Source organism: Pantoea agglomerans (assembly GCF_021397715.1).
Lineage (GTDB): Bacteria > Pseudomonadota > Gammaproteobacteria > Enterobacterales > Enterobacteriaceae > Pantoea > Pantoea astica.
This window is the reverse complement of record NZ_CP090207.1, coordinates 2,294,315-2,314,892: the sequence shown is the minus strand read 5'-3', so window position 1 is coordinate 2,314,892 and position 20,578 is coordinate 2,294,315. Positions and strand designations below refer to the sequence as shown.

Annotated in this window: 16 protein-coding genes; 9 read left to right on the top strand and 7 right to left on the bottom strand. The window is 58.8% G+C overall.

The features are described 5' to 3' along the window. Positions 1-61: 61 nt before the first annotated feature. Positions 62-1,087, top strand: coding sequence for a Mal regulon transcriptional regulator MalI (gene malI / locus LZU96_RS10980; protein WP_233984389.1), 1,026 nt, complete (start codon positions 62-64; stop codon positions 1,085-1,087). Between the two features lie 42 nt (positions 1,088-1,129). Here malI and LZU96_RS10975 read toward each other — a convergent pair whose 3' ends face one another. Then, the gene (locus tag LZU96_RS10975) at positions 1,130-2,629 is read right to left on the bottom strand and encodes a YdgA family protein (RefSeq protein WP_233984388.1); all 1,500 of its coding nucleotides are present in this window, start codon (positions 2,627-2,629) and stop codon (positions 1,130-1,132) included. Between the two features lie 133 nt (positions 2,630-2,762). Beyond that, positions 2,763-3,938 carry a mannose-6-phosphate isomerase gene (manA, locus tag LZU96_RS10970; RefSeq protein ID WP_233988179.1) on the bottom strand — a complete coding sequence of 392 codons (1,176 nt, stop codon included), beginning with the start codon at positions 3,936-3,938 and terminating at the stop codon, positions 2,763-2,765. A gap of 200 nt (positions 3,939-4,138) precedes the next feature. Between manA and fumC the strand changes: the two genes are divergently transcribed. Next, the gene (gene fumC, locus LZU96_RS10965; protein ID WP_233984387.1) at positions 4,139-5,536 is read left to right on the top strand and encodes a class II fumarate hydratase; all 1,398 of its coding nucleotides are present in this window, start codon (positions 4,139-4,141) and stop codon (positions 5,534-5,536) included. A gap of 49 nt (positions 5,537-5,585) precedes the next feature. On the opposite strand, the gene tus is transcribed toward fumC, so the two are convergent. Then, on the bottom strand, positions 5,586-6,515 hold the full coding sequence (gene tus, locus LZU96_RS10960; protein WP_233984386.1) for a DNA replication terminus site-binding protein: 930 nt from the start codon (positions 6,513-6,515) through the stop codon (positions 5,586-5,588). A gap of 204 nt (positions 6,516-6,719) precedes the next feature. Between tus and LZU96_RS10955 the strand changes: the two genes are divergently transcribed. From LZU96_RS10955 to LZU96_RS10940, 4 genes are all read left to right on the top strand, one after another. After that, on the top strand, positions 6,720-7,904 hold the full coding sequence (locus LZU96_RS10955) for an MFS transporter (RefSeq protein WP_233984385.1): 1,185 nt from the start codon (positions 6,720-6,722) through the stop codon (positions 7,902-7,904). Positions 7,905-8,110: 206 nt separating this feature from the next. Next, complete coding sequence (locus tag LZU96_RS10950) at positions 8,111-8,605, top strand: RrF2 family transcriptional regulator (RefSeq protein ID WP_233984384.1); 495 nt, start codon at positions 8,111-8,113, stop codon at positions 8,603-8,605. Between the two features lie 149 nt (positions 8,606-8,754). Continuing rightward, entirely contained in the window at positions 8,755-9,036 is a 282-nt protein-coding gene (locus tag LZU96_RS10945) for a type II toxin-antitoxin system HicA family toxin (protein WP_233984383.1), read from the top strand. Further along, entirely contained in the window at positions 9,029-9,388 is a 360-nt protein-coding gene (locus LZU96_RS10940) for a type II toxin-antitoxin system HicB family antitoxin (protein WP_233984382.1), read from the top strand. The genes LZU96_RS10945 and LZU96_RS10940 overlap by 8 nt, the downstream gene beginning before the upstream one ends. 110 nt (positions 9,389-9,498) lie before the next feature. Here LZU96_RS10940 and oqxB read toward each other — a convergent pair whose 3' ends face one another. After that, positions 9,499-12,651, bottom strand: coding sequence for a multidrug efflux RND transporter permease subunit OqxB (gene oqxB, locus LZU96_RS10935; RefSeq protein WP_233984381.1), 3,153 nt, complete (start codon positions 12,649-12,651; stop codon positions 9,499-9,501). 12 nt (positions 12,652-12,663) lie between these two features. Next, on the bottom strand, positions 12,664-13,818 hold the full coding sequence (locus LZU96_RS10930) for an efflux RND transporter periplasmic adaptor subunit (RefSeq protein ID WP_233984380.1): 1,155 nt from the start codon (positions 13,816-13,818) through the stop codon (positions 12,664-12,666). 300 nt (positions 13,819-14,118) lie between these two features. Between LZU96_RS10930 and LZU96_RS10925 the strand changes: the two genes are divergently transcribed. The 3 genes from LZU96_RS10925 to LZU96_RS10915 all read left to right on the top strand — a co-directional run bounded on the left by LZU96_RS10925 (position 14,119) and on the right by LZU96_RS10915 (position 15,250). Next, positions 14,119-14,460 (top strand): helix-turn-helix domain-containing protein, encoded by a 342-nt coding sequence (locus LZU96_RS10925; RefSeq protein ID WP_009090299.1) that lies wholly within the window; start codon positions 14,119-14,121, stop codon positions 14,458-14,460. Positions 14,461-14,546: 86 nt separating this feature from the next. Beyond that, the gene (locus tag LZU96_RS10920; protein WP_233984379.1) at positions 14,547-14,981 is read left to right on the top strand and encodes a ribonuclease domain-containing protein; all 435 of its coding nucleotides are present in this window, start codon (positions 14,547-14,549) and stop codon (positions 14,979-14,981) included. Between the two features lie 2 nt (positions 14,982-14,983). Beyond that, positions 14,984-15,250 (top strand): barstar family protein, encoded by a 267-nt coding sequence (locus LZU96_RS10915; protein ID WP_094121570.1) that lies wholly within the window; start codon positions 14,984-14,986, stop codon positions 15,248-15,250. Here the strand turns inward: LZU96_RS10915 and LZU96_RS10910 are convergent. Together LZU96_RS10910 and LZU96_RS10905 are read right to left on the bottom strand one after the other, a co-directional pair. After that, positions 15,247-17,616, bottom strand: coding sequence for a virulence factor SrfC family protein (locus LZU96_RS10910; RefSeq protein ID WP_233984378.1), 2,370 nt, complete (start codon positions 17,614-17,616; stop codon positions 15,247-15,249). The genes LZU96_RS10915 and LZU96_RS10910 overlap by 4 nt on opposite strands. After that, on the bottom strand, positions 17,613-20,576 hold the full coding sequence (locus tag LZU96_RS10905; protein WP_233984377.1) for a virulence factor SrfB: 2,964 nt from the start codon (positions 20,574-20,576) through the stop codon (positions 17,613-17,615). The genes LZU96_RS10910 and LZU96_RS10905 overlap by 4 nt, the downstream gene beginning before the upstream one ends. Positions 20,577-20,578 lie beyond the last annotated feature (2 nt).

Sequence of the window (20,578 nt, the reverse complement as noted above, 5' to 3'; positions counted from 1 at the left end):
CGGGCTTTAAGGTGTAACGTTTTATCTTCTTTCCAGGCGTTTTATTCGGACAAGTAATGGCATGAGCAGAATTACCATCCATGACGTGGCTGCCGCCGCAGGCGTTTCGGTCACCACCGTCTCTCTGGTGCTCTCCGGCAAAGGGCGGATTTCTGCTGACACCATGGCGCGCGTTAATCAGACCATTGAGCAGCTTGGCTTTGTCCGTAACCGTTCGGCGACCATGCTGCGCGGCGGGCAAAGTGGGGTGATAGGCCTGATCGTGCGCGATCTCAGCCAGCCGTTTTATGCCGAAATGACCGCAGGGCTGAGCGACGCGCTGGAAAAACAGGGCAAACTGCTGTTCCTGACCCAGAGCGGCCGTCAGGGCCAGCATCTGGAGCGCTGCTTTGAGTCGCTGGTGGCGCAGGGCGTTGATGGCGTAGTGCTGGGTGGCGGTGCGGATAAAGCCAGCCAGATGGTGGCTCGCGCGCGGGAATTGCAGATCGCGCTGGTCTGCGCGGCGCGGGCCAGTAGTCTGGAAGAGGTAGATGCGATCCGTCCCGATAACGCACAGGCTGCGCGTCTCGCCACCGAGTACCTGATTCGTCAGGGACATCAGCGCATCGCCTGGCTGGGCGGCCACAGCGCCTCGTTAACCCGGGCGGAGCGCCTTGGCGGCTATTGCGCCACCCTGTTGCAGTACGGTCTGCCGTTCCGGCCGGAGTGGATTATTGAGTGCGGTAACAGCCAGAAAGAGGCTGCGGAGGCGGCGATTGAGCTGTTTCAGCACCATCCGCGCTTAACCGCGGTGCTGGCCTACAACACCCCGACGGCGCTGGGATGCTATTTCGGCCTGCTGCGCACCGGGCGGACGTTCGCCCGCGGTGCGGTCGACAGTTACTATGGGCAACAGCTGGCGCTGATGGGATTTGGCGATGAACCGCAGGCGGAGCTGACCGATCCGCCACTGACCGTGGTGACCAGCTCAGCGCGGGAGATTGGTCGCGTTGCCGCCGAGCGCATCCTGCAACGGATGGCGCAACCGGACGCTGCGCGGCAGAATGTGATCATGCCGCCGCAGCTGATCATCCGCGGTTCAGCATAAAAAAAGGCGACCGGAGTCGCCTTTTTTACGGCTGCCTGAAAATTATTGCGGCATCCCTTCGCTGGTCGGCATACCCAGCATATAGCGTGACATGAACTGTTCCAGCGTCATCTTGTCGCCGTTCATGTTTACCTGGCCGTTAGCGTACTGCAGGCTGGTGATGATGTTGTTATCCTGCTGCTGGGTCAGGCGGAACATCTGGCCCATAGCGGCCAGACCTTTCACCTGCTGATCGGCCAGCTTCTGTGCATCATCGCTCTGATAGCCTTCTGCCAGGCCCACTTTATGCATGGTCTCGGTCGCCATCGGCATATTGATGGTCAGCTTCGCATCCAGCGTTTTCAGTACCCGATCCACCATGCCGCTCAGGGTTTGGGGTTCGCCGGTGACGGTGGCGGGATCGTTAAAATTGGCGGTCAGATTGAAGGTGCTTTCGCCCTTATCATTCTTCCAGCTCAGCGGCGCGATGCTGATCGACGGCGTGCCTTTCAGCAGCGTCGGCAGGTTATTCATCAGGATGGTATTGACGCCCGCCTGATAGCGAATCGGATCGTCAGCCAGACCTTTCTGGTTCTGCAGATCCTGCATCTGCGCGTTATAGCGATCGGAGAAGGCTTTAACCGCCTGGGCATCAAACTGCGACAGCTTCATCTTCAGCGCCGCCTGACCAAAGTCCTGCTTCTGCAGCTGAACGCTATCGACCTTATAATCAATATTGCCGCTGATCTTACCGGCACTGTTATCGAAAGAAGAGTTGCCGGTCATCTTGTGCAGCGTCAGGGCATCCTGGCCGTTAATGCTGGCATTAACCTTTTCAATATCCACTGACTGATCGCCAACCCGCACGCCTTCCGGACTCAGATGGGTATTACCGTTCAGCTTCAGGCCGTTAAGGGTAAACAGCACCGGCTGACCCATCTCATTTTTGCTGGTCAGCGCCAGGCTATCAACATCGCTGTCCAGCGAGACTTTATCGCCTTTGCGGTCGGCGCTGACGTTAAGCGTGCCGCCATTGGTAGCCAGACGTTCGCCGGTTTGCGCGTTCTGGTAGTCGATCGGCAGAATACGCAGTGCGGTATCGGTGGCACCACTGTAGCCAATGCGGGTATCCGCATTGATCAGCGATTTGTTTTGCGTCAGCTCAAACAGCTTCTTCACCGCATCGGTATTTGCCAGTTCAGTGTGCACCGACGCCATGCTCGGGATCAGATTGACGTGTTTCAGCTGCGCAAACGGGAAAGGACCATGATCGATGGTTTCATTCAGAATGACGCTCTGGCCCGGTTTCAGCAGGGCGTTATCTTCGGTCTGTGAGCTGGCCTGGATCACCAGGTTAGCTTTGCTGCTGAAGATACCGCGCTGGTAATCCTGATAGCTGATCTTCAGTCGACTGTTAGGTGCATAAGCATTCAGCTGGGTATTGGCATTCTGCACCAGCTGGTCCATGTGGCTTTCCAGTTGCTTGCCGGTGAACCATGCTGCGCCGGTCCAGATTACGCCCAGCGCGATGATCACGCCCACGGCAACGTTGGTCTTTTTCATTGCTGATTCGTCCTTATCCTTGAGTCCGCTTACGCCGCAGGTTACCCCGACGACTGAAGAAAAAACGCCCGCAGGCGTTTTAAATGCTAATAGGTTGAAATAATAGCAGTTAACCGCAGGTCCGTCAGCCGCATCACCCTAACTGGTTAAACACCCGCGCCAGCCGGCCGGTTCCGGCGACCGTAACCGGTGCTTCACTGGCGGCGATAAAGCAGGATTCGCCCGGTTGCAGCGTCAGTTGTTGCTGATCTTTCGCCACCACCGCCTGGCCCTCAATGCAGAACAGCAGCGCCGCGCTCGACTGATTCAGCGTCTGCGGCTGTGCGCTCAGGGTGTGAATAGCAAAGGCGAAATCATCGACCGGAATCGGGAAGTTCAGGCTATGACCCTGCTGTTCCGGCTGCGTCAGCAGCGCGCTGGCGGGCTTCTCCTCAAATTTGAGGTTGGCCATCAGCTCAGGAATATCAATATATTTTGGCGTTAGCCCCGCGCGCAGCACGTTATCGGAGTTCGCCATCACTTCCAGCGCCACGCCTTTCAGGTAGGCGTGTGGCGTTTCAGCATACAGGAACATCGCTTCGCCCGGTTGCAGGGTAATCACGTTCAGCAGCAGCGGTGAAAACAGGCCGCTGTCGTCCGGGTAGTCCGCCGCGATCGTGCTGATGGTCTGCCAGGGTTCGCCCTGCTGGCCGTTAAGCACCGATTTCAGCAGGTCCAGCGCCAGCGATTTTGCCTCACCCTCCAGCGACAGCAGGGTGGAGAACAGGGTGGCCAGGTTAGCCCGATCGGGATGCTGCAAAAAATGGGCAATCTGCGGATGCGCACCGGCGACCGGCTGAAGCAGCGACACCATCTCACTCAGCGGGCGGAAGCCGTTCATCGCCTGAAACGGCGTCAGGGCATAGACCAGTTCCGGCTTATGGTTGGCATCTTTATAGTTACGCTCGGCGGCTGTCAGGGGAATGGCGGCGGCATTTTCACGGGCAAAACCCGCTTCAGCGGCGCTTTTGCTGGGATGAACCTGAATCGACAGCGGCTGATCGGCGCACAGCACCTTAAACAGGAAAGGCAGTTCACCGAAGCGCTCTGCCACGGCAGCGCCGAGGGTTGCGGTCGGATTGGCCTCGATCACCTCGCGCAGCGAACGCGGCGTGCCGTGGTCGTCAACGGTTGACGGACTTTTGGGGTGCGCCCCCATCCACAGCTCCGCCATCGGCAATCCCTGCGGATTGGCAATGCCGTAGAGTTCAGTTAACGCCGTTTTGCTGCCCCACGCGTAATTCTGCAGCGAATTGTTCATTTTTTGCATCATTAAACCCTTTATCACGGGATGTTATTGGCGCTATTAAAGCAGAAAGTGCCAGGGAAAATACATATCAAGCGCAAAAGGACGCTAAGCTCTCATAATGTTAAATTATTGTATGTCATTATCTTGCCCGCCCGAATGTCGCCCACAGGACGATGCATCGGGCGGTCATTCATCTAAAACAGAGCGAAGGAGACCTATTCATGGCAGGCAACCGCATTGAGAAAGATTCAATGGGCCCGATTGATGTACCGGCTGATAAACTGTGGGGCGCGCAGACGCAGCGCTCGCTGGAACATTTTCGCATCTCAACCGAAAAAATGCCCACCGCACTGGTTCACGCGCTGGCGCTGACCAAACGCGCCGCCGCGGCGGTTAACCGCGATCTTGGGCTGCTGCCCGCTGAGCGCGCAGAGGCGATCATCAATGCGGCGGACGAAGTGCTGGCGGATAAGCACAGCGACGAGTTTCCGTTAGCCATCTGGCAGACCGGTTCCGGTACCCAGACCAACATGAACATGAACGAAGTGCTGGCCAACCGCGCCAGTGAAATTCTGGGTGGCGAGCGCGGTATGTCGCGCCTGGTCCATCCCAATGATGATGTGAACAAGAGCCAGAGCTCCAACGACGTCTTCCCGACCGCGATGCACGTTGCGGCGGTGATCGCCCTGCGTGAACAGCTGATCCCGCAGATTCAGGTGTTAAAGAAAACCCTGAGCGAGAAGTCAGAAGCCTTCAAAGATATTGTCAAAATTGGCCGTACCCATCTGCAGGACGCCACGCCGCTGACCCTTGGCCAGGAGATCTCCGGCTGGGTCGCGATGCTTGAACATAATCTGAAGCACATCGAGCAGAGCATCCCGCACGTGGCGGAGCTGGCGCTGGGCGGCACCGCCGTCGGCACCGGCCTCAACACCCATCCGGAATATGCAGTACGGGTGGCGAAGGCGCTGGCCGATCTGACGCAGCAGCCGTTCGTCACCGCACCCAATAAGTTCGAAGCGCTGGCAACCTGTGATGCGCTGGTTCACGCTCACGGCGCGCTGAAAGGGCTGGCCGCCTCGCTGATGAAAATCGCCAACGATGTGCGCTGGCTCTCTTCCGGTCCGCGTTGCGGAATTGGTGAGATCGCCATTCCGGAAAACGAACCAGGCAGCTCGATCATGCCGGGGAAAGTGAACCCGACCCAGTGTGAAGCGATGACCATGCTGTGCTGTCAGGTAATGGGCAATGACGTGGCGATCAACATGGGCGGCGCATCCGGTAACTTCGAACTCAACGTGTTCCGCCCGATGGTGATCCATAACTTCCTGCAGTCGATTCGTCTGCTGGCGGACGGCATGGACAGCTTCAATCACCACTGCGCGATTGGCATTGAGCCGGTGCGCGAGCGTATTGAGCAGTTACTGAATGAGTCGCTGATGCTGGTGACGGCGCTGAATACCCATATCGGTTATGACAAAGCGGCCGAAATCGCCAAGAAAGCCCATAAAGAGGGGCTGACGCTGAAAGGCGCGGCGCTGAAGCTGGGCTATCTGACGGAAGAACAGTTTGATGCCTGGGTACGTCCGGAAGAGATGGTCGGCAGCATGAAGTCGTAAAAGATCTGCGGTGACGGAGGCCAGCCGACGCTGGCCTTTTTTTTATGGCTTAAATCGGGCAGTCGACCCACAGATGCAGCCGTGGGATCAGCAGGTTGAGCGGCTCGGCGGCAGGCTTATGGCGATAGGTAATGTTATCGGCATCGTAATTGAGCAGTTCACCCAATACCGGCACCTGGCTGCGGTCGCGGCAGATCACCAGAATCGGCGACGGGCAGGCCAGCTGCGTCTGCTTTTTCTGGTCAGCACGCCAGACGCGCGCCACCGGCTGCACTTTGACCGGTCGCTTGATTTTCAGCCGGGCCGAGGCGGGCAGGGCGCGCACGCTGGCTAACTCCTCCTGCACCTTTTCTGCCCACTGTTCGCGTGACCACGGCGCCTGAGCCCGTCCGGCTTTCAGGCTTTTTTCCAGCTGGGCAATCACCTCTTCGCGCTTCATATTTTTGATGATGTGCTTATTCGCCCAGCCGAAACGCAGGCTGTCCGGTGCGCTGAGCAGGGTGATGGTGCGATAGGCATTAAGCGTAATCAGCCCGCGCAGGTGCTGATGGACAAATTCGAAGCGTGCCTCGCTGGGCAGGCCGGAGTCGACCGTAATCAGCTGCTCCAGTTGCGCTTTAAGCTGATTGATGCGATCGACCTGGGCGCGGATCTCCGCTTCTCGCGGCTCATCACACTCAATGCACAGCGCGCCCGGCAGCCGGACCGCCGCCTTGGTGCTGAGCTGCTCTGACTGGTGCTGCATAAACAGCCGGCAGTAGTGGTTCAGTGCCAGCTCTAAGGCCTGTTGTCCCAGCTGCTGCTCAACGGTGATTTGGGTAATCGCTTCATGCTCGCGGCCTTTGACAATCGGCGGCAGGCTGAACACGCGGGCGATCAGCAACGGCTGTGCCTCAATCTGCTGGCGCAACTGGCCCAGCGCCTGTTCTAAATCGTTTACGCATTGATGCATATCTGACACTAAATCGTAGCGCGCCATTCCGGGCCTCCATAGTTACAACGTTCATAATGTGGCAGAAGCGCACGGTGGACGCAATAGCGATACTAGTTACAACATACTATAAGGATAACCACTCAAACCAGTGCAGCCATCCGGGCGAAAGCAGGGTGAAAAGGCGGCGTGCATTTTTCCTTATCTCAGAACATGTTATAAAAATGGTTTGCTCGCTAACGGATAGCTGATGTGAACCAGACTAACAAACCCGGCGTCGCCGCCATTATCACGCTCGGCTGGGTACAGATCCTGTCGTGGGGCGGATCGTTCTACCTGATGGCGGTGATGGCAACCCCGATCGCGGCGGAAACCGGCTGGTCACAGCAGTGGATTTATGGCGCGCTCTCGACCGGTATTCTGGTGTCGGGACTGCTGGCACCGCTCAGTGGCCGGATTATTGCCCGCACCGGTGGCCGGCTGCTGCTGGCGATGAGTGGCATCGTCATGGCGCTGGGTCTGGTGATAATGGCCTTCAGCTATCAACTGCCGCTGTTGCTGTTCGCCTGGGTGATTATCGGCATCGGGATGGCAATGGGGCTGTATGATGCGCTGTTTGCCACGCTGGGTACCTGTTACGGCGGACAGGCGCGAGCGGCGATTACCGGCATCACCCTGATTTCCGGCTTCTGCACCACGCTGGTCTGGCCGGGTACCGCGCTGTTGATTCACGCGCTGGGATGGCGGGGCGCCTGTCTGGCGATTGCTGCGCTGTTGACGCTCTGCGTGCTGCCCGCTTATCTCTTTGCCTTACCGGCGAGCCAGACGATCAGGCCGGTTAAAGCGCGTAACCCGGTCACCACCCATGCGGAGATTGCGCCTGCCATCTTCTGGCTGCTGTGCGCCATTTTCACCCTGGCCTCGGTAATCATGACCGCCATTTCGGTGCAGCTGATCGCCCTGTTGCAGGCCAGCGGCCATACGCTCACCTCAGCGCTGGCGATCAGCGCGGTGCTGGGTCCGTGCCAGGTGGGGGCGCGAATAGTGGATATCGCCTTTAAACGCAGTCATCCGATCCGTACCACCTTATTTTCGGTCGGGCTGGTGGCGCTGGGCTTGTTGTTACTGGCGCTGGCGCCGCAGATGGCGCTGCTGAGCATGGTGCTTTATGGTGCCGGTAATGGTTTACGTGCCATTGTGCGCGGAACTTTACCGCTGGCGATGGTCAAACCAGAGTCCTATGCCATTGTGGTCGGCCGGATGGCGCGTCCGGCACTGATGGGACAGGCGCTGACGCCGTTGATCGGCGGGTATGTGTTTGAAAGGATGGGCGCTTCAGCAACACTGTGGTTGCTTTGCGCGTTAGCAATCTTTAACGTGGTGCTGGTAATGATACTGAAACAACGGTTGCCCGCGTCACCCGCCGCGACCGCATAACCCGCGGGTCGTTATGCGGCAGGCAGCGCGGGCCGTTAGCAGGCTAAGCACCTTGTGCTATCAGGCTTCAGACTTTGGTGAATACGTGCCTTGTCACCGCTGGCTTGCTTCTAAAAAGCAACTGTGTTTGTTATATTTATTGCTCATTGATTGTTCACTTATGCGGCAATAAAACAATAAGATGCACCGCAACTCAGGATAAAGAAATGCTTGATTACCGCTTCCCGACAGCTTTGCAAATGGTTCTGAGCGTAGCGATGGCGGAGCAAATGGGAAAACGCTCTACCAGCGCGATTCTGGCCTACGGGCTGGAAGCGAATCCCAGTTTCATTCGAAAATTAATGGTTCCGCTGACCCGTGACGGCATCATCGTCTCGACGCTGGGCCGCACCGGGTCGATCCATCTGGGTCGCCCCGCCGCAGAAATTACGCTGCGTGATATCTACGTCTCGGTGATCGAAGACAAGAAAATCTGGGCGGCGCGTCCTGATGTCGCGCCGCGTTGCCTGGTCAGCGCCAATCTCTGCTGGTATTTCAAATCGATTGCCGATGAAGCCGAGCAGGCGTCGCTGGACGTGCTGGCGAAACGCACCGTTGCCGATGCGCTCAATGAGCTGAAAAAACGCGACACCAGCAACTGCACCGCGGTTCCGGAACCGGAACCCGATGAGATTGAAGACCTGTGTAAAAAGAGCCGCTGATGCGGCTTTTTTTATGCCTGCAAATCGGCAGTGCTGAGGATCGCTCGTTCCATATCAGCGAGGTAAGCATCTTCGGTGGGTAATTTCGCATTGATCTTCTCCAATAGCCGGGTAAAATGACTTCACATTATGAAGTCGCGGAGATCAGGATGAACGACGCCATCAACGCTTTACGGAAAAAACAGCGTGAAACCCTGCTGCAGATTTTTCAGACGCCTCCGCCATCCGGAGTGAAATGGCAGGCGATTGAGTCATTGATCAGGGCGCTGGGCGGTCAGATTAAGCAGGGCAGCGGTTCGCGTGTTCGCTTTCTGCTTAGTGGAAAAATAGCGCGTTTTCATCGTCCGCATCCGTCACCGGATACCGATAAAGGGGCCATTATTAGTCTGCGTGAATGGCTGGAAAGTACGGGAGTTAATCCGCATGAATAGTCGTGTAAATACATCAACGATCACGGTTGCCGGACAACCGGCGGTGATTAGCTATGTACCTGAAATAAACATGTTCAGGGGTCGCTTTCTTGGCCTGTCAGGCTACTGCGATTTTGTCTCTGATAGTGTGCAGGGCTTGCATAAAGAAGGGGAAATCTCTTTGCGTGAGTATCTGGAGGATTGCGTGGCATCTGGAGTTAATCCTTACGCTGAGCAGGAGAAAATAAAGACCTTTACCCTGCGCTATCCTGAATCGCTCGGCGAACGCTTATCTCAGGCGGCGGCACAAAACCAAACGTCGTTAAACGCCTTTATCATTGAAACGCTTAATGAAAAGTTAAAGCATGTCTGACTGGCAAGTGTAAACCGGCAGGAAGAACAGCCGGCCATCAGGCCGTGATACGAATATGGCACCGACTGACAGCCAAAAAAAGGGCGACCCCGCGGTCGCCCTTTTGCAGTTTACACCGTCTGCAACGATGCTTTATCCGCTTTTCGCGTCACCAGCTTACGCAGGGTAACGTAGAACACCGGCGTCAGGAACAGCCCGAACAGCGTCACACCCAGCATCCCGGAGAACACCGTAATGCCGGTCACGCCGCGCACTTCTGCACCGGCGCCTTCGCCCAGAATCAGCGGGATGGTGCCAGCGATAAAGGCGATGGAGGTCATCACAATCGGTCGCAGACGCAGGCGACAGGCTTCCAGCGCCGCCTCGACAATCCCTTTGCCCTGCATCTCCAGTTCGCGCGCAAACTCAACGATCAGAATCGCGTTCTTACAGGCGAGCCCCATCAGCACCACCAGTCCGACCTGCACAAAGACGTTGTTATCGCCGCCGGTCAGCCAGACGCCCACCAGCGCCGAGAGCATAGTCATCGGCACGATCAGGATCACCGCCAGCGGCAGCGTCCAGCTCTCATACAGCGCAGCCAGCACCAGGAAAGCCAGCAATACCGCCATCGGGAAGACAATCAGCGCCGTATTGCCCTGGGTCGACTGCTGATAACTCAGATCGGTCCACTCGATGTTCATGCCGTTGGGTAATAGCTGACCGGACATCGTTTCCAGCTGGCTCATCGCCTGAGCGGAAGAGAGCACGCGCGGGTCAGCATCGCCAATCAGATCCGCTGCCGGATAGCCGTTATAACGAATCACCGGATCGGGGCCGTAAGTGGTGGTGATGTTCACCATGCTGCCAATCGGCACCATCTCACCGCGATCGTTGCGGGTACGCAGATTCGCGATATCCTCAACGCTGTCGCGGAAATCACCATCGGCCTGTGCCATCACGCGCCAGGTGCGGCCAAATCGGTTGAAGTCATTAACGTATGACGAACCGAGATAGGTCTGCAGGGTGCTGAACAGATCGGTCAGCGAGACGCCCTGGGCTTTAGCTTTATCCCGGTCAACCTGCACATCCAGCTGCGGCACGTTGGCCTGATAGGAGGAGATCGGGAAGTGCATACCCGGTGTCTGCATAATCGCACCCGACATCGTATTGATGGCGGTCTGCAGCGCACCGTAACCCAGCCCCGCGCGGTCCTGCACATAGAGCGAGTAGCCCGAACCCTGACCCAGCCCCAGAATCGGCGGCGGCATGATCGAGAAGCCGAAGCCCTGCTGGATTTGCGCGATCTTCGCATTGATCTCAGCGTTGATCTCCGCCGCCGTATGTTTGCGCTCATTAAACGGCTTCAGACCGAAGAACACCGTGCCGCTGTTCGGCGTATTGGTGAACTGCAATGCATTCAGGCCAGGGAACGCCACCGCATAGGCGACGCCTTCGGTCTGCATACCGATTTCGCTCATCTTACGAATCACTTCATCGGTGCGCGCCAGTGACGAGCCTTCCGGCATTTTCACCCCGCCAATCAGGTAGAGCTTGTCCTGAGTCGGGATGAAACCGCCTGGCACGGTGTGGAACATAAATCCGGCACCCGCCAGCAGCAGAATATAGACGCCAAACACGGCGCCACGGCGACGCAGCGTACGGCCCACCAGGGTTTCATAACCGTGGGCACTGCGCTGGAAGAAGCGGTTAAACGGCCGGAACAGCCAGCCAAACAGCGCATCAATGATCCGCGTCAGCCTGTCTTTCGGCGCGTGATGATCTTTTAACAGCATCGCAGCCAGCGCCGGTGACAGCGTCAGCGAGTTGATGGCTGAGATCACGGTGGAAATAGCGATGGTGGTGGCGAACTGTTTGTAGAACTGACCGGTCACGCCAGACAAAAACGCCATCGGCACAAACACCGCACAGAGCACCAGCGCGATGGCGATGATCGGGCCGGAAACCTCACGCATCGCCTGATGCGCCGCCGCCCGCGGCGTCAGTCCCATCTCAATGTTACGCTCGACGTTTTCCACCACTACGATGGCGTCATCCACCACGATCCCGATCGCCAGTACCAGGCCAAACAGGCTCAGGGTGTTCAGCGAGAAGCCGAGCAGATAGAGCACGCTAAAGGTACCGACTACCGACACCGGCACTGCCAGCAGCGGGATAATCGAGGCGCGCCAGGTCTGCAGGAACAGAATCACCACCAGCACCACCAGAATGACCGCTTCCAGCAGGGTCTGCACCACGGCTTTAATCGAGTCGCGGACAAACACCGTCGGATCGTACGGCGCGGCCCATTTCACATCGTTGGGGAAACGGATTGCCAGCTCATCCATTTTGGCGCGAACCGCATTGGAGAGATCGATGGCGTTGGCGCCAGGCGCCTGGAAGATGCCGATACCGACCGCATCTTTGTTATTCAGCTGCGAGCGCAGGGCATAGCTGCCGGAGCCCATCTCGATACGCGCCACGTCGCGCAGCCGCACCAGTGAGCCATCTTCTGAGGTTTTCAGAATGATGTCGCCAAACTGCTGTTCGCTCTCCAGTCGTCCCTGGGTGTTGATCGACAGCAGAAAATCACTCTGCTTTTTCAGCGGCTCGGCACCCAGCTGACCGGCAGAAACCTGCACGTTCTGTTCCTGCATCGCGGTGACGACATCTGAAGCGGTTAAACCGCGCGCCGCCACTTTATTCGGATCGAGCCAGACGCGCATCGCATACTCACCAGCACCGAAGATCTGAATCTGACCCACGCCCGGCAGGCGCGCCAGCTCATCTTTCACTTTAAGGGTGGCGTAGTTACGCAGATAGAGCGAATCGTAGGTGTTGTTCGGCGAGAACATGTGTACCACCAGCGTCAGGGTCGGTGACATCTTCTGGGTGGTGATCCCCAGCCGACGCACATCTTCCGGCAGGCGGGCTTCAGCCTGCGCCACGCGGTTCTGTACCTGAACCTGAGCCTGGTCGGGATCGGTGCCGGGACGGAAGGTGACGGTGGTCACCAGCACGCCATCGGAACCGGCCACCGATTTCATGTACATCATGTTTTCGACGCCGTTAATCGCCTCTTCCAGTGGCGTCGCCACCGAATCGGCAATGACTTTCGGGTTAGCGCCGGGATATTCGGCACGCACCTGCACACTGGGCGGCACCACATCAGGATATTCACTGATCGGCAGCAGCGGAATTGAGATCAACCCGGTAACGAAAATCAGAATCGATAACACCGCCGCAAAGATCGGCCGGTCGATAAAAAAGCGGGAAAAGTCCATAGCGGCCTCGGATTATTGAGCGGTTGCCGCACGCATGGCGACCTGCTGAGCAGTGACCGGCATGCCGGGCATAAACACTTTTTGCAGACCGGAGACAATCACCCGATCGCCCGATTTCAGGCCCGACTTGACGATGCGCAGACCATCCACCATCGCGCCCGGCTCGATATCACGGCGCTGAGCTTTACCTTCGCTGTCCACCACGTAGACATACTTACGGTCCTGGTCGGTTAACACCGCTTTGTCATCAATCAGCACCGCCTCGAACTGCGCACTGCCAGGCAGACGGACCCGCGCAAACAGACCCGGCGTGAACTGACGCTGCTGGTTGTCGAGCAGGGCGCGCATGCGAATGGTGCCGGTGCTGGCGGTCAGCTGATTATCCAGGAAATCGACTTTGCCCTGATGCGGATAACCCTGCTCGCCGACCAGCGCGATTTCCACCGGCAACGCATGGCGCTGCTGGCCCTGACGCGCCATCGCCTGATAGTGCAGGAAGGTGTTTTCATCGACGTCGAAATAGACATACATGCTTTGCTGCGACACCAGCGTGGTCAGCACGCTGGCGCTGTCACCGGCGGTCACCAGGTTGCCAGCGGTGATCATCGCCCGGCTGGCCTGACCATCAATCGGCGCGGTAACGCGGGTAAAATCGAGATTCAGTTGCGCCATATCCACGGCGGCCTCGGCGGCCAGCACATCCGCCTGCGCCTGGCTGGCGGCTGAGCGGCGCTGCTCCCACACTTCACGCGAGATCGCCTGGCTGCCAATCAGCTTCTCGCTGCGTCCTGACTCACTGCGCGCCAGACTCGCCTGGCTGCGGGCGCGGGCTAATTCCGCTTTGGCCTGTTCCAGCGCCGCGCGATAGCTGCGATCGTCGATGGTGAACAGCACCTGACCTTTCTTCACCTCTTCGCCTTCGCGATAGTTAACTGACTCGATGTAACCAGAGACGCGCGGACGCAGCTGCACGCTCTGCACCGCCTCAACCCGGCCATTGAAACTGTCCCACTGGCTGACCGGCTTGATCAGCACCGGCGCAGCACTCACTTCGGGCGGCGGTGGCGGGGCGTTTTGCGCCACGCCATCATCACAGCCGCTTAGCTGAACGATCAGCAGTACCATCCCTAAAAGGGTAAAACCCTGACGAACCCAGTTGGTAATCATTGTTGTTATTCCGCGATAAGGTGAAAACGACCCGCAGGCCAATATTTGCAACTTTTAAGATTGCAATTAATCGCGAGGAGTGTAGGCTGGCGTCGCTGGCAACTGCAAGAATAACAGATACACTTTATGTGCGGTTTGTTGCCCACCGGTTAAAAGCTAAGCGGCGGGTGAAAGACCCTGAAAAGTGTGCGGCATTTAATGTACTAATAAAACTTGCATTAAATGACATAGTCAGTCACCCTTTAAGTGTAACTGCAACTGATACTAATACTGTTCGCCACGGCGACGGGAGAGACTGGAATGATGAGTGACGCCTTTATTCACGATTTAATCGACTGGATTGATAACAACATTGAAGCACGTCTGGATCTGGACACCGTATCCGAGCGCGCGGGCTACTCGAAATGGCACCTGCAACGGATGTTCAAAGAGCATACCGGCTATCCGCTGGGTGAATATATCCGGGTGAAGAAACTGAAGAAATCAGCCGATCGCCTGACCAGCACCGATGAACCGATCCTGAACGTAGCGATTTCGTTGGGTTTTGATTCGCAGCAGTCCTTTAATCGCAGCTTCAAACGTCAGTACGGTGTGGCACCGGGTGCATGGCGTCGACACAGCGGTGATTCGCACGCTGCATAACCTCGCCAGGGCCAGCCTGTCTGGCCCGCGCTTTTCTCAGCGCGCAAAACTGGTATCATCTGCATCCTGTCGTCACGGATGCCATCATGTCAAAAAAACTCTGGATTGGACTTTTCCTGGTCCTCGCGGCCTGCTTCTACGGCCTTAAACCTTATCTGAACTCTTCTGTAGCGCCTGCTCAGGCAGACATTGCTGCGCTGACCGACGCCCATACCGTGGCGCGCTGGGTGCTGCAACATCAGCAACTGCCGGACTACTACCTCACCAAAAATGATGCCCGCAAGCGCGGCTGGAACCCGGCCAAAGGCAACCTGTGCGAGGTGCTGCCCGGTAAAGCCATCGGCGGCGATCGCTTTGCCAACCGGGAAAAACGCCTGCCGCAACGCGCTGGCCGCCAGTGGTATGAGGCGGACGTTAACTATCGCTGCGGACGGCGCGATGCTGACCGGCTGGTCTACTCCTCCGACGGGCTGGTGTTTCTGTCCACCGACCACTATCGCAGCTTTAAACAGGTACCCTGATCATGCTGATTATGCAATTTGATCTGCGCCAGCTGACCAGCCGCGCGGCGTTCTACCAGCAGTTTGCCGCACAGAGCGGCGGGACGCCTGCCTATTTTGGCAACAACCTGGATGCGTTGTGGGACTGGCTGACCGGCGGCATTGCGTTGCCGGCAGAGGTGCGGCTGCAGCATTACGCCGAACACCATGCCGATCTGGCCCCGGTGCTGGCGTTACTGGAAGAGGCGGCGCAGTCGCTGGACGGCGAACTGCGCCTGGTGAAGGATTAAGCGCGCAGCGGTTTAAGCAGGGCGATCAGCGCCTCGCGCGCCGCCAGCGGCAGGTCACCGCCGCCGGTATAGCCATTATTCTCGATAATCACCTGATTCAGCCCCACCAGCCAGTCGTAGATATAATAAGCGGTGTGGTTAGCCGGAGCCGCCGACAGTTTAGTCAGCCGCTGTCCGGTACTGAAGCTGACGCTCGGTGTCGGCGGACGGGTAAAGATCGCCTGACCGCGATTGACGCGGCTGGCCGGACGCTCGGCTTCCGGGCGCTGTAAAAAGCCGAGCCAGGCGACGAAGTCCCCCAGCACCGTCATCGCACGCGTCACCTGACGATCGGCACGCGACTCATGGGTCATGCTGTGGCTGTCAGGCTCATGCAGCGCCTGCTGCAGTTTTTGCGTCATGTCGGTGCGGAAACTGGCGGTGATCAACTCTTCTACCAGCCACTCCATGGTCGCTTTATCAATATTCAGCAACGCCAGCAGGCTGCGGTTTTCTGGCAGCTGGCGCAGGTGATCGAGCCACAGCAGCAGCACCTGGCGCGGAAACTGCTGCGCGCCGTGCCCGCTCTGACGCGGCTGAACCGGCACCTCCGGCTCTGACTGGCTGAACAGATCAAATTCAAACCCAATGCCGAACTGATTTTCCGGTGCCTGCGGATGCGGCGTGGTGGGGCTGCTCAGGTTCGACTGATTGAGCCACAGCTGGCGCAGCGCTTCCCGCGGCGGTTGCAGACGCTCCAGCAGTTCGCCGTGCAGGCCGGTACGGTGCTGTAAACATTTCAGCAGGGTATCGGCGATAGTCTGTTTGCGCGCCGCCTGTTCCGGGCTGGCGCCCGCCTCGGTCCACGGCAGTAACCGCCGCTCAACCACGGTGTGCTGAATCTGCGCCAGCTGGGCCAGCAGCAGGTCGCGACGGGCTTCCGGCTGCATCTCATCCTGCAGCCAGCTTGCCATCCGATCCACACCGGCGCGATCCAGCACCAGCATCGATCCCCAGTGTTGTCCCGGCTGGCCTAACTGGCGCTGTACCGCTTCATCCACATTGATCTGCTGATGACGGGCATCATAGGGAGTGATGGCCCAGATCAGCCGCGGTTTTTCGCTGGATTGCTGGGTCGGTTGCAGCCGCTGCCACTCGCGCAGCGTCTGGCTGACCCGATCGGCATCCTGACGCTGACTGGCGGCGGTGCAGACCAGCAGCAGGTCGATGCCCTGACGCGCGGCATACAGGCCGGGCAGCAGGGCGCGCTTCTGTTCCAGCAACTGCGCCCGCAGCGGATCGCGCTGCTGCAGACGCTGGCGATCTTCCTGGGCGGCGCTGTCGTTCGGCTGGCCTGGCGCAGGCAGCTCCAGCATATCGGCTTCGTCATAGAGCGCGGTACGCGGCGTCGAACCCAGCGGAATCACCACTTCCAGCGTCAGTAGCGCCAGCAAACCCAGCGCCACGTTTTGCGGTTTGCCTGGCCGGTTGCCGTTCATCGGGCAGACTTCCACCGGCTGCTGCAGATCCTGCTCGCTGGCGGGCACAATCAGCTGCTCGGCCGGCAGCAAAGCACTGTCGGTCAGCAGGCTGAGCGGTGCCAGCACCCGGCTGCTATTGCGCAACTGGTGGCGCAGGTGAAGCAGGCTGCGCAGCGTATCGTTCAGCGCCGGCTGCGCTGGCCACAGCAGCGAAAACAGCTCTACCCGGTCATCGACGCTCAGCCAGGGTGCCAGCTCAACCGCCTGCGGCCAGAAGTGCCGATCGAGACGGACGTCATAGTGCTGACGGTGGCGGCACCATGACCATAAGGTCACCAGCGCATCGCTCTCCAGACCGGCAAGTGGGCTGGTCAGACGATGACGCTGTAAACGCTGCAGGCCGCTGTCGATCAGCGCCACATCAGGCGCTACGGTGCTGGCGGCGCAGGCCATGATCAGCCGGACGATCTCGGCATCCGTCAGCAGCGTCAGTTCAACCGGCCATTCATTTGACAGCGGCTCACGCTGGTGACTGAAGCGGGTGGCGGTCGCAAAATCGAGATTACCGGGATTGATGTGCTGGAAATAGCTGAGCGACTTATCGCCCAGCCGTGTCATCAGCTGGCCCTGAGCATCGGCGACCATCTCATTCAGCAACCAGGCCTTACCGGCCTGCGACTGACCAAACAGGGCCAGCGTGACCGGGCGCGCCACCTGCTGCGCCAGCGCCTGGGTCTGCACCCGCGCCTGACGCAGTTGCAGGGTCAGGGTATCGGCCTCCAGCGCCAGACGCGGCGACTGTTCACGGGTCGTCTCGATCCAGCTCAGGCTGCCGTTCAGCGCCTCCTGCAGCAGGGTCAGGCGTTTGGCCAGCGTCTGTGGCTGGCGGGTTTTGAGGGCTTTCATCGTTTACATACGCTCCCGCTGTCAATCCAGTACTGCGCATTAGCGTTGCCGGTGGCCGACAGGGTATTCAGTTTCAGACTCAGCTGCTCCAGCGGCACGCGGGTGCCGTCGTCCAGCCGAGCATCGCTCAGCACCAGCGTTTCCGGGCCGGGCGCATCAGGTCCGGCTTTCACCGCCAGCTTGATGCGCAGCACGCTTTCACCGGCCACCTTACGGGCCAGCGTCGCATCGTTCAGCGTCAGGCTGTAGAGCGGTGAGGCGGGCCAGCGATCGTTATCCAGCTGACGGAAGCCGAGGCAGACGTTGCCGCGAATACGGAAGCTGCTTTTCTTATCCAGCGCAAAGCCCGCATCGTCGAGGTCGATCTCGCTGTAGCAGAGGTTTTCGTCGGTCAGGGCCTGGTTTTCATCCAGCATCCCGAGGTAACGGATGGTGGAATAGGGTTCAAAATCACCGGCGCGGAACCAGAAGCTGCTGAGGCGCAGATCCAGCGCCAGCAGGCAGAGCATCGCGCCGACGGCAGCGGTGGATTTCGGGTTATCGATCCGGCCATGCTTGTTAAACGGATACCAGTCGCTGGTGTGGTAGCCTTCCAGCGACAGGATGCGGCTGCCCGGCAGCGGCTGCAGATGGCGAACCAGCGCCTGAATGCCAGGGAAGCGCGACGGACGCCCGGTGAGCAGCAGCACATCGCACTGATAAAGCGACACCACTTCGCACATGGAACGCAGCGCCGGAATGATCGCCATCCGATGCTGCATAAATTCGCCGTGCAGCTGCGCCAGGCTGACCACCAGCGGAACCTGCAACAGGTCGAAGCGACTGTTGACGCCCAGTTCACGCTGAATTTCACCGTTGACGAAGGCCAGCACTGATTCGCCCGGCGATTGCCCGACCAGTTCGCCAAACAGCGCGTTGATCTCAGCGTGGCTCTCCAGCGGGTCCCAGTTTTCATAGCGCTCCAGCACCGCCTGCGCCAGCGGAATAAACAGCTGAAGCGTCACCTGCTGGCGCAGGGTAGCCTGACCGTCCATGCGACTGTCGTGACCAAACAGTTTGTTCATCAGTGGCTCAGCCAGCGTCAGTCCGGCTTTCTGCAGATGCTGTTGCAGCGCGGGCAGAACCCACAGCTGGATCACATCCAGCAGGATATCGTCACCCGCCACTTTGAAACCTTCACGGAACAGCAGCCGTGGGGTGATTTTGACGTTGTTGCCCTGACCATCATCCAGACGATACTGGGTGATGGCGAGATCGGTAGTGCCGCCGCCGATATCAATCGAGGCGATGCGCAGGCTTTTACCCGGCAGCTCATCCGCTTCACGCGGACGGTCCGGCCGCGCCATGCTGCTGAAGAAATCTTCGGCACGTCCGGCAAAGTTCACCTGGGTTTCATTAAACAGCCAGACCATCTGACCGCAGGTCGCCTCATCCCACTCCATCTGCACATCCGGCAACGGTTTCGGGGTCTGATGCGGGCGGGATGGCGCGACATCGTCCTCATCGCTCAGCCAGCCTTCCGCTTTCCAGACCAGCGCAATCGCTTCCTGCATCCGGCGGCGGAAAATTTCACGCTCCGGTTTTGGCATCGCTGAAGGCAGCGTCAGGATCACATGACGCAGCTGACGCGGCGCGTGACTTTGCGGCATCCGCTGGCGCTGTGCGGCGCTGTTCATCTGCATCATCGCCTGCGCCAGCAGTTCGCACAGCATAAAGGTCATCAGTGAACTGCGGCTGTAGTGCGGCGAGAATACCGGCAGACGATCGTCAGGCGGCAGCGTATAAAGCGGCTGGCCTTCGTCATTCAGCAGGGTGGTGAACGGCGCGGCACAGGCCAGCGGTTCGGTTTGCGCACCGGCGTTGTTAAAGCGCCAGCCGGGCTGATAGCGCGCTTCATCCCACAAATAGCGACGCGGGCTGGAAAGACCGGTACTGCCTTCCAGACCGACCCGTTGCAGGGCCAGACGGCTTGCCTCGCGGCCAACGCGGGTCAGCGACGGCCACATAAAGGCGTGTTCGCGGCCGCTCTCCAGCGAGAAGTTTTCTTTACCAAAACGGGTTTCGGCAAACTCAAGACGGCTATCAAACAGTTCGTTATAGACCTGGTGCGGCTGGGATAAATCGCGCAGCTGAAGCTCATAGGTCTGCCTGAGTCCGTTGCTCTCTTCCGGGTGATCTTCCACCAGAATGCCGCAGGTATGCGAGTTGCCGACGTCCAGAATGATATCGACGTTGACCGCTGGCGTTTGCAGCGTGGCGGCCTGAATGTGGATCTCGCTGAGATTGAGTTGCTCGCCCAGCAGCTCCAGCAGGTTGAGGTAGTGCGCCTGATATTCAAACTCACGCAGCGCCTGATTAATCGCCTGTTCGCGACGATCGGAGACCCGATCGGTAAAGGCTTCACGCAGCCAGCCGTCGACCCAGGTGTGGTCGAGAAACTCGCCCAGCTCGTAGTTGTGCCACGCCAGCGCGAAAGTGACGCCATTCTGTGCGTCGGCTGCCGACAGACCCAGCTTTTCGCCGCCATCCTGTTCCGCCACGCAGCGGGTATCGAAGGCGAGGCTGACGCGATGGGTATTGCCCGCCGCATCCGGGCTATTCAGCGCCACCAGACGCATCCGCGCCCAGTTCTCCGGCCCGCCGATAAAGCGGCGTCCGCTGGCGCAGCGCAGCATCGGCAGCGGCAGCCAGCAGGCAGAGAGCAGACTCAGCGAATCAGCCAGCGCGATATCGGACTCCGGGCGCACCACTTCCGGCGCGCCGCCATCTTCCGGGTAGAGCAGGAACTTACCGCTGTTGCCATCGACATTCAGCCGCAGCAGCGGGCCATTGGCGGTCTGACGCACGAACTGGCGACGCGTCTGCGTCGCAGAGAGTTGCAGGCCAAAATCCAGAAACTGCACGCCGCTGTTTTCAATCAGCGAAATTTTTTGTTTGTCATCGATCAGGGGAGCCAGCATGT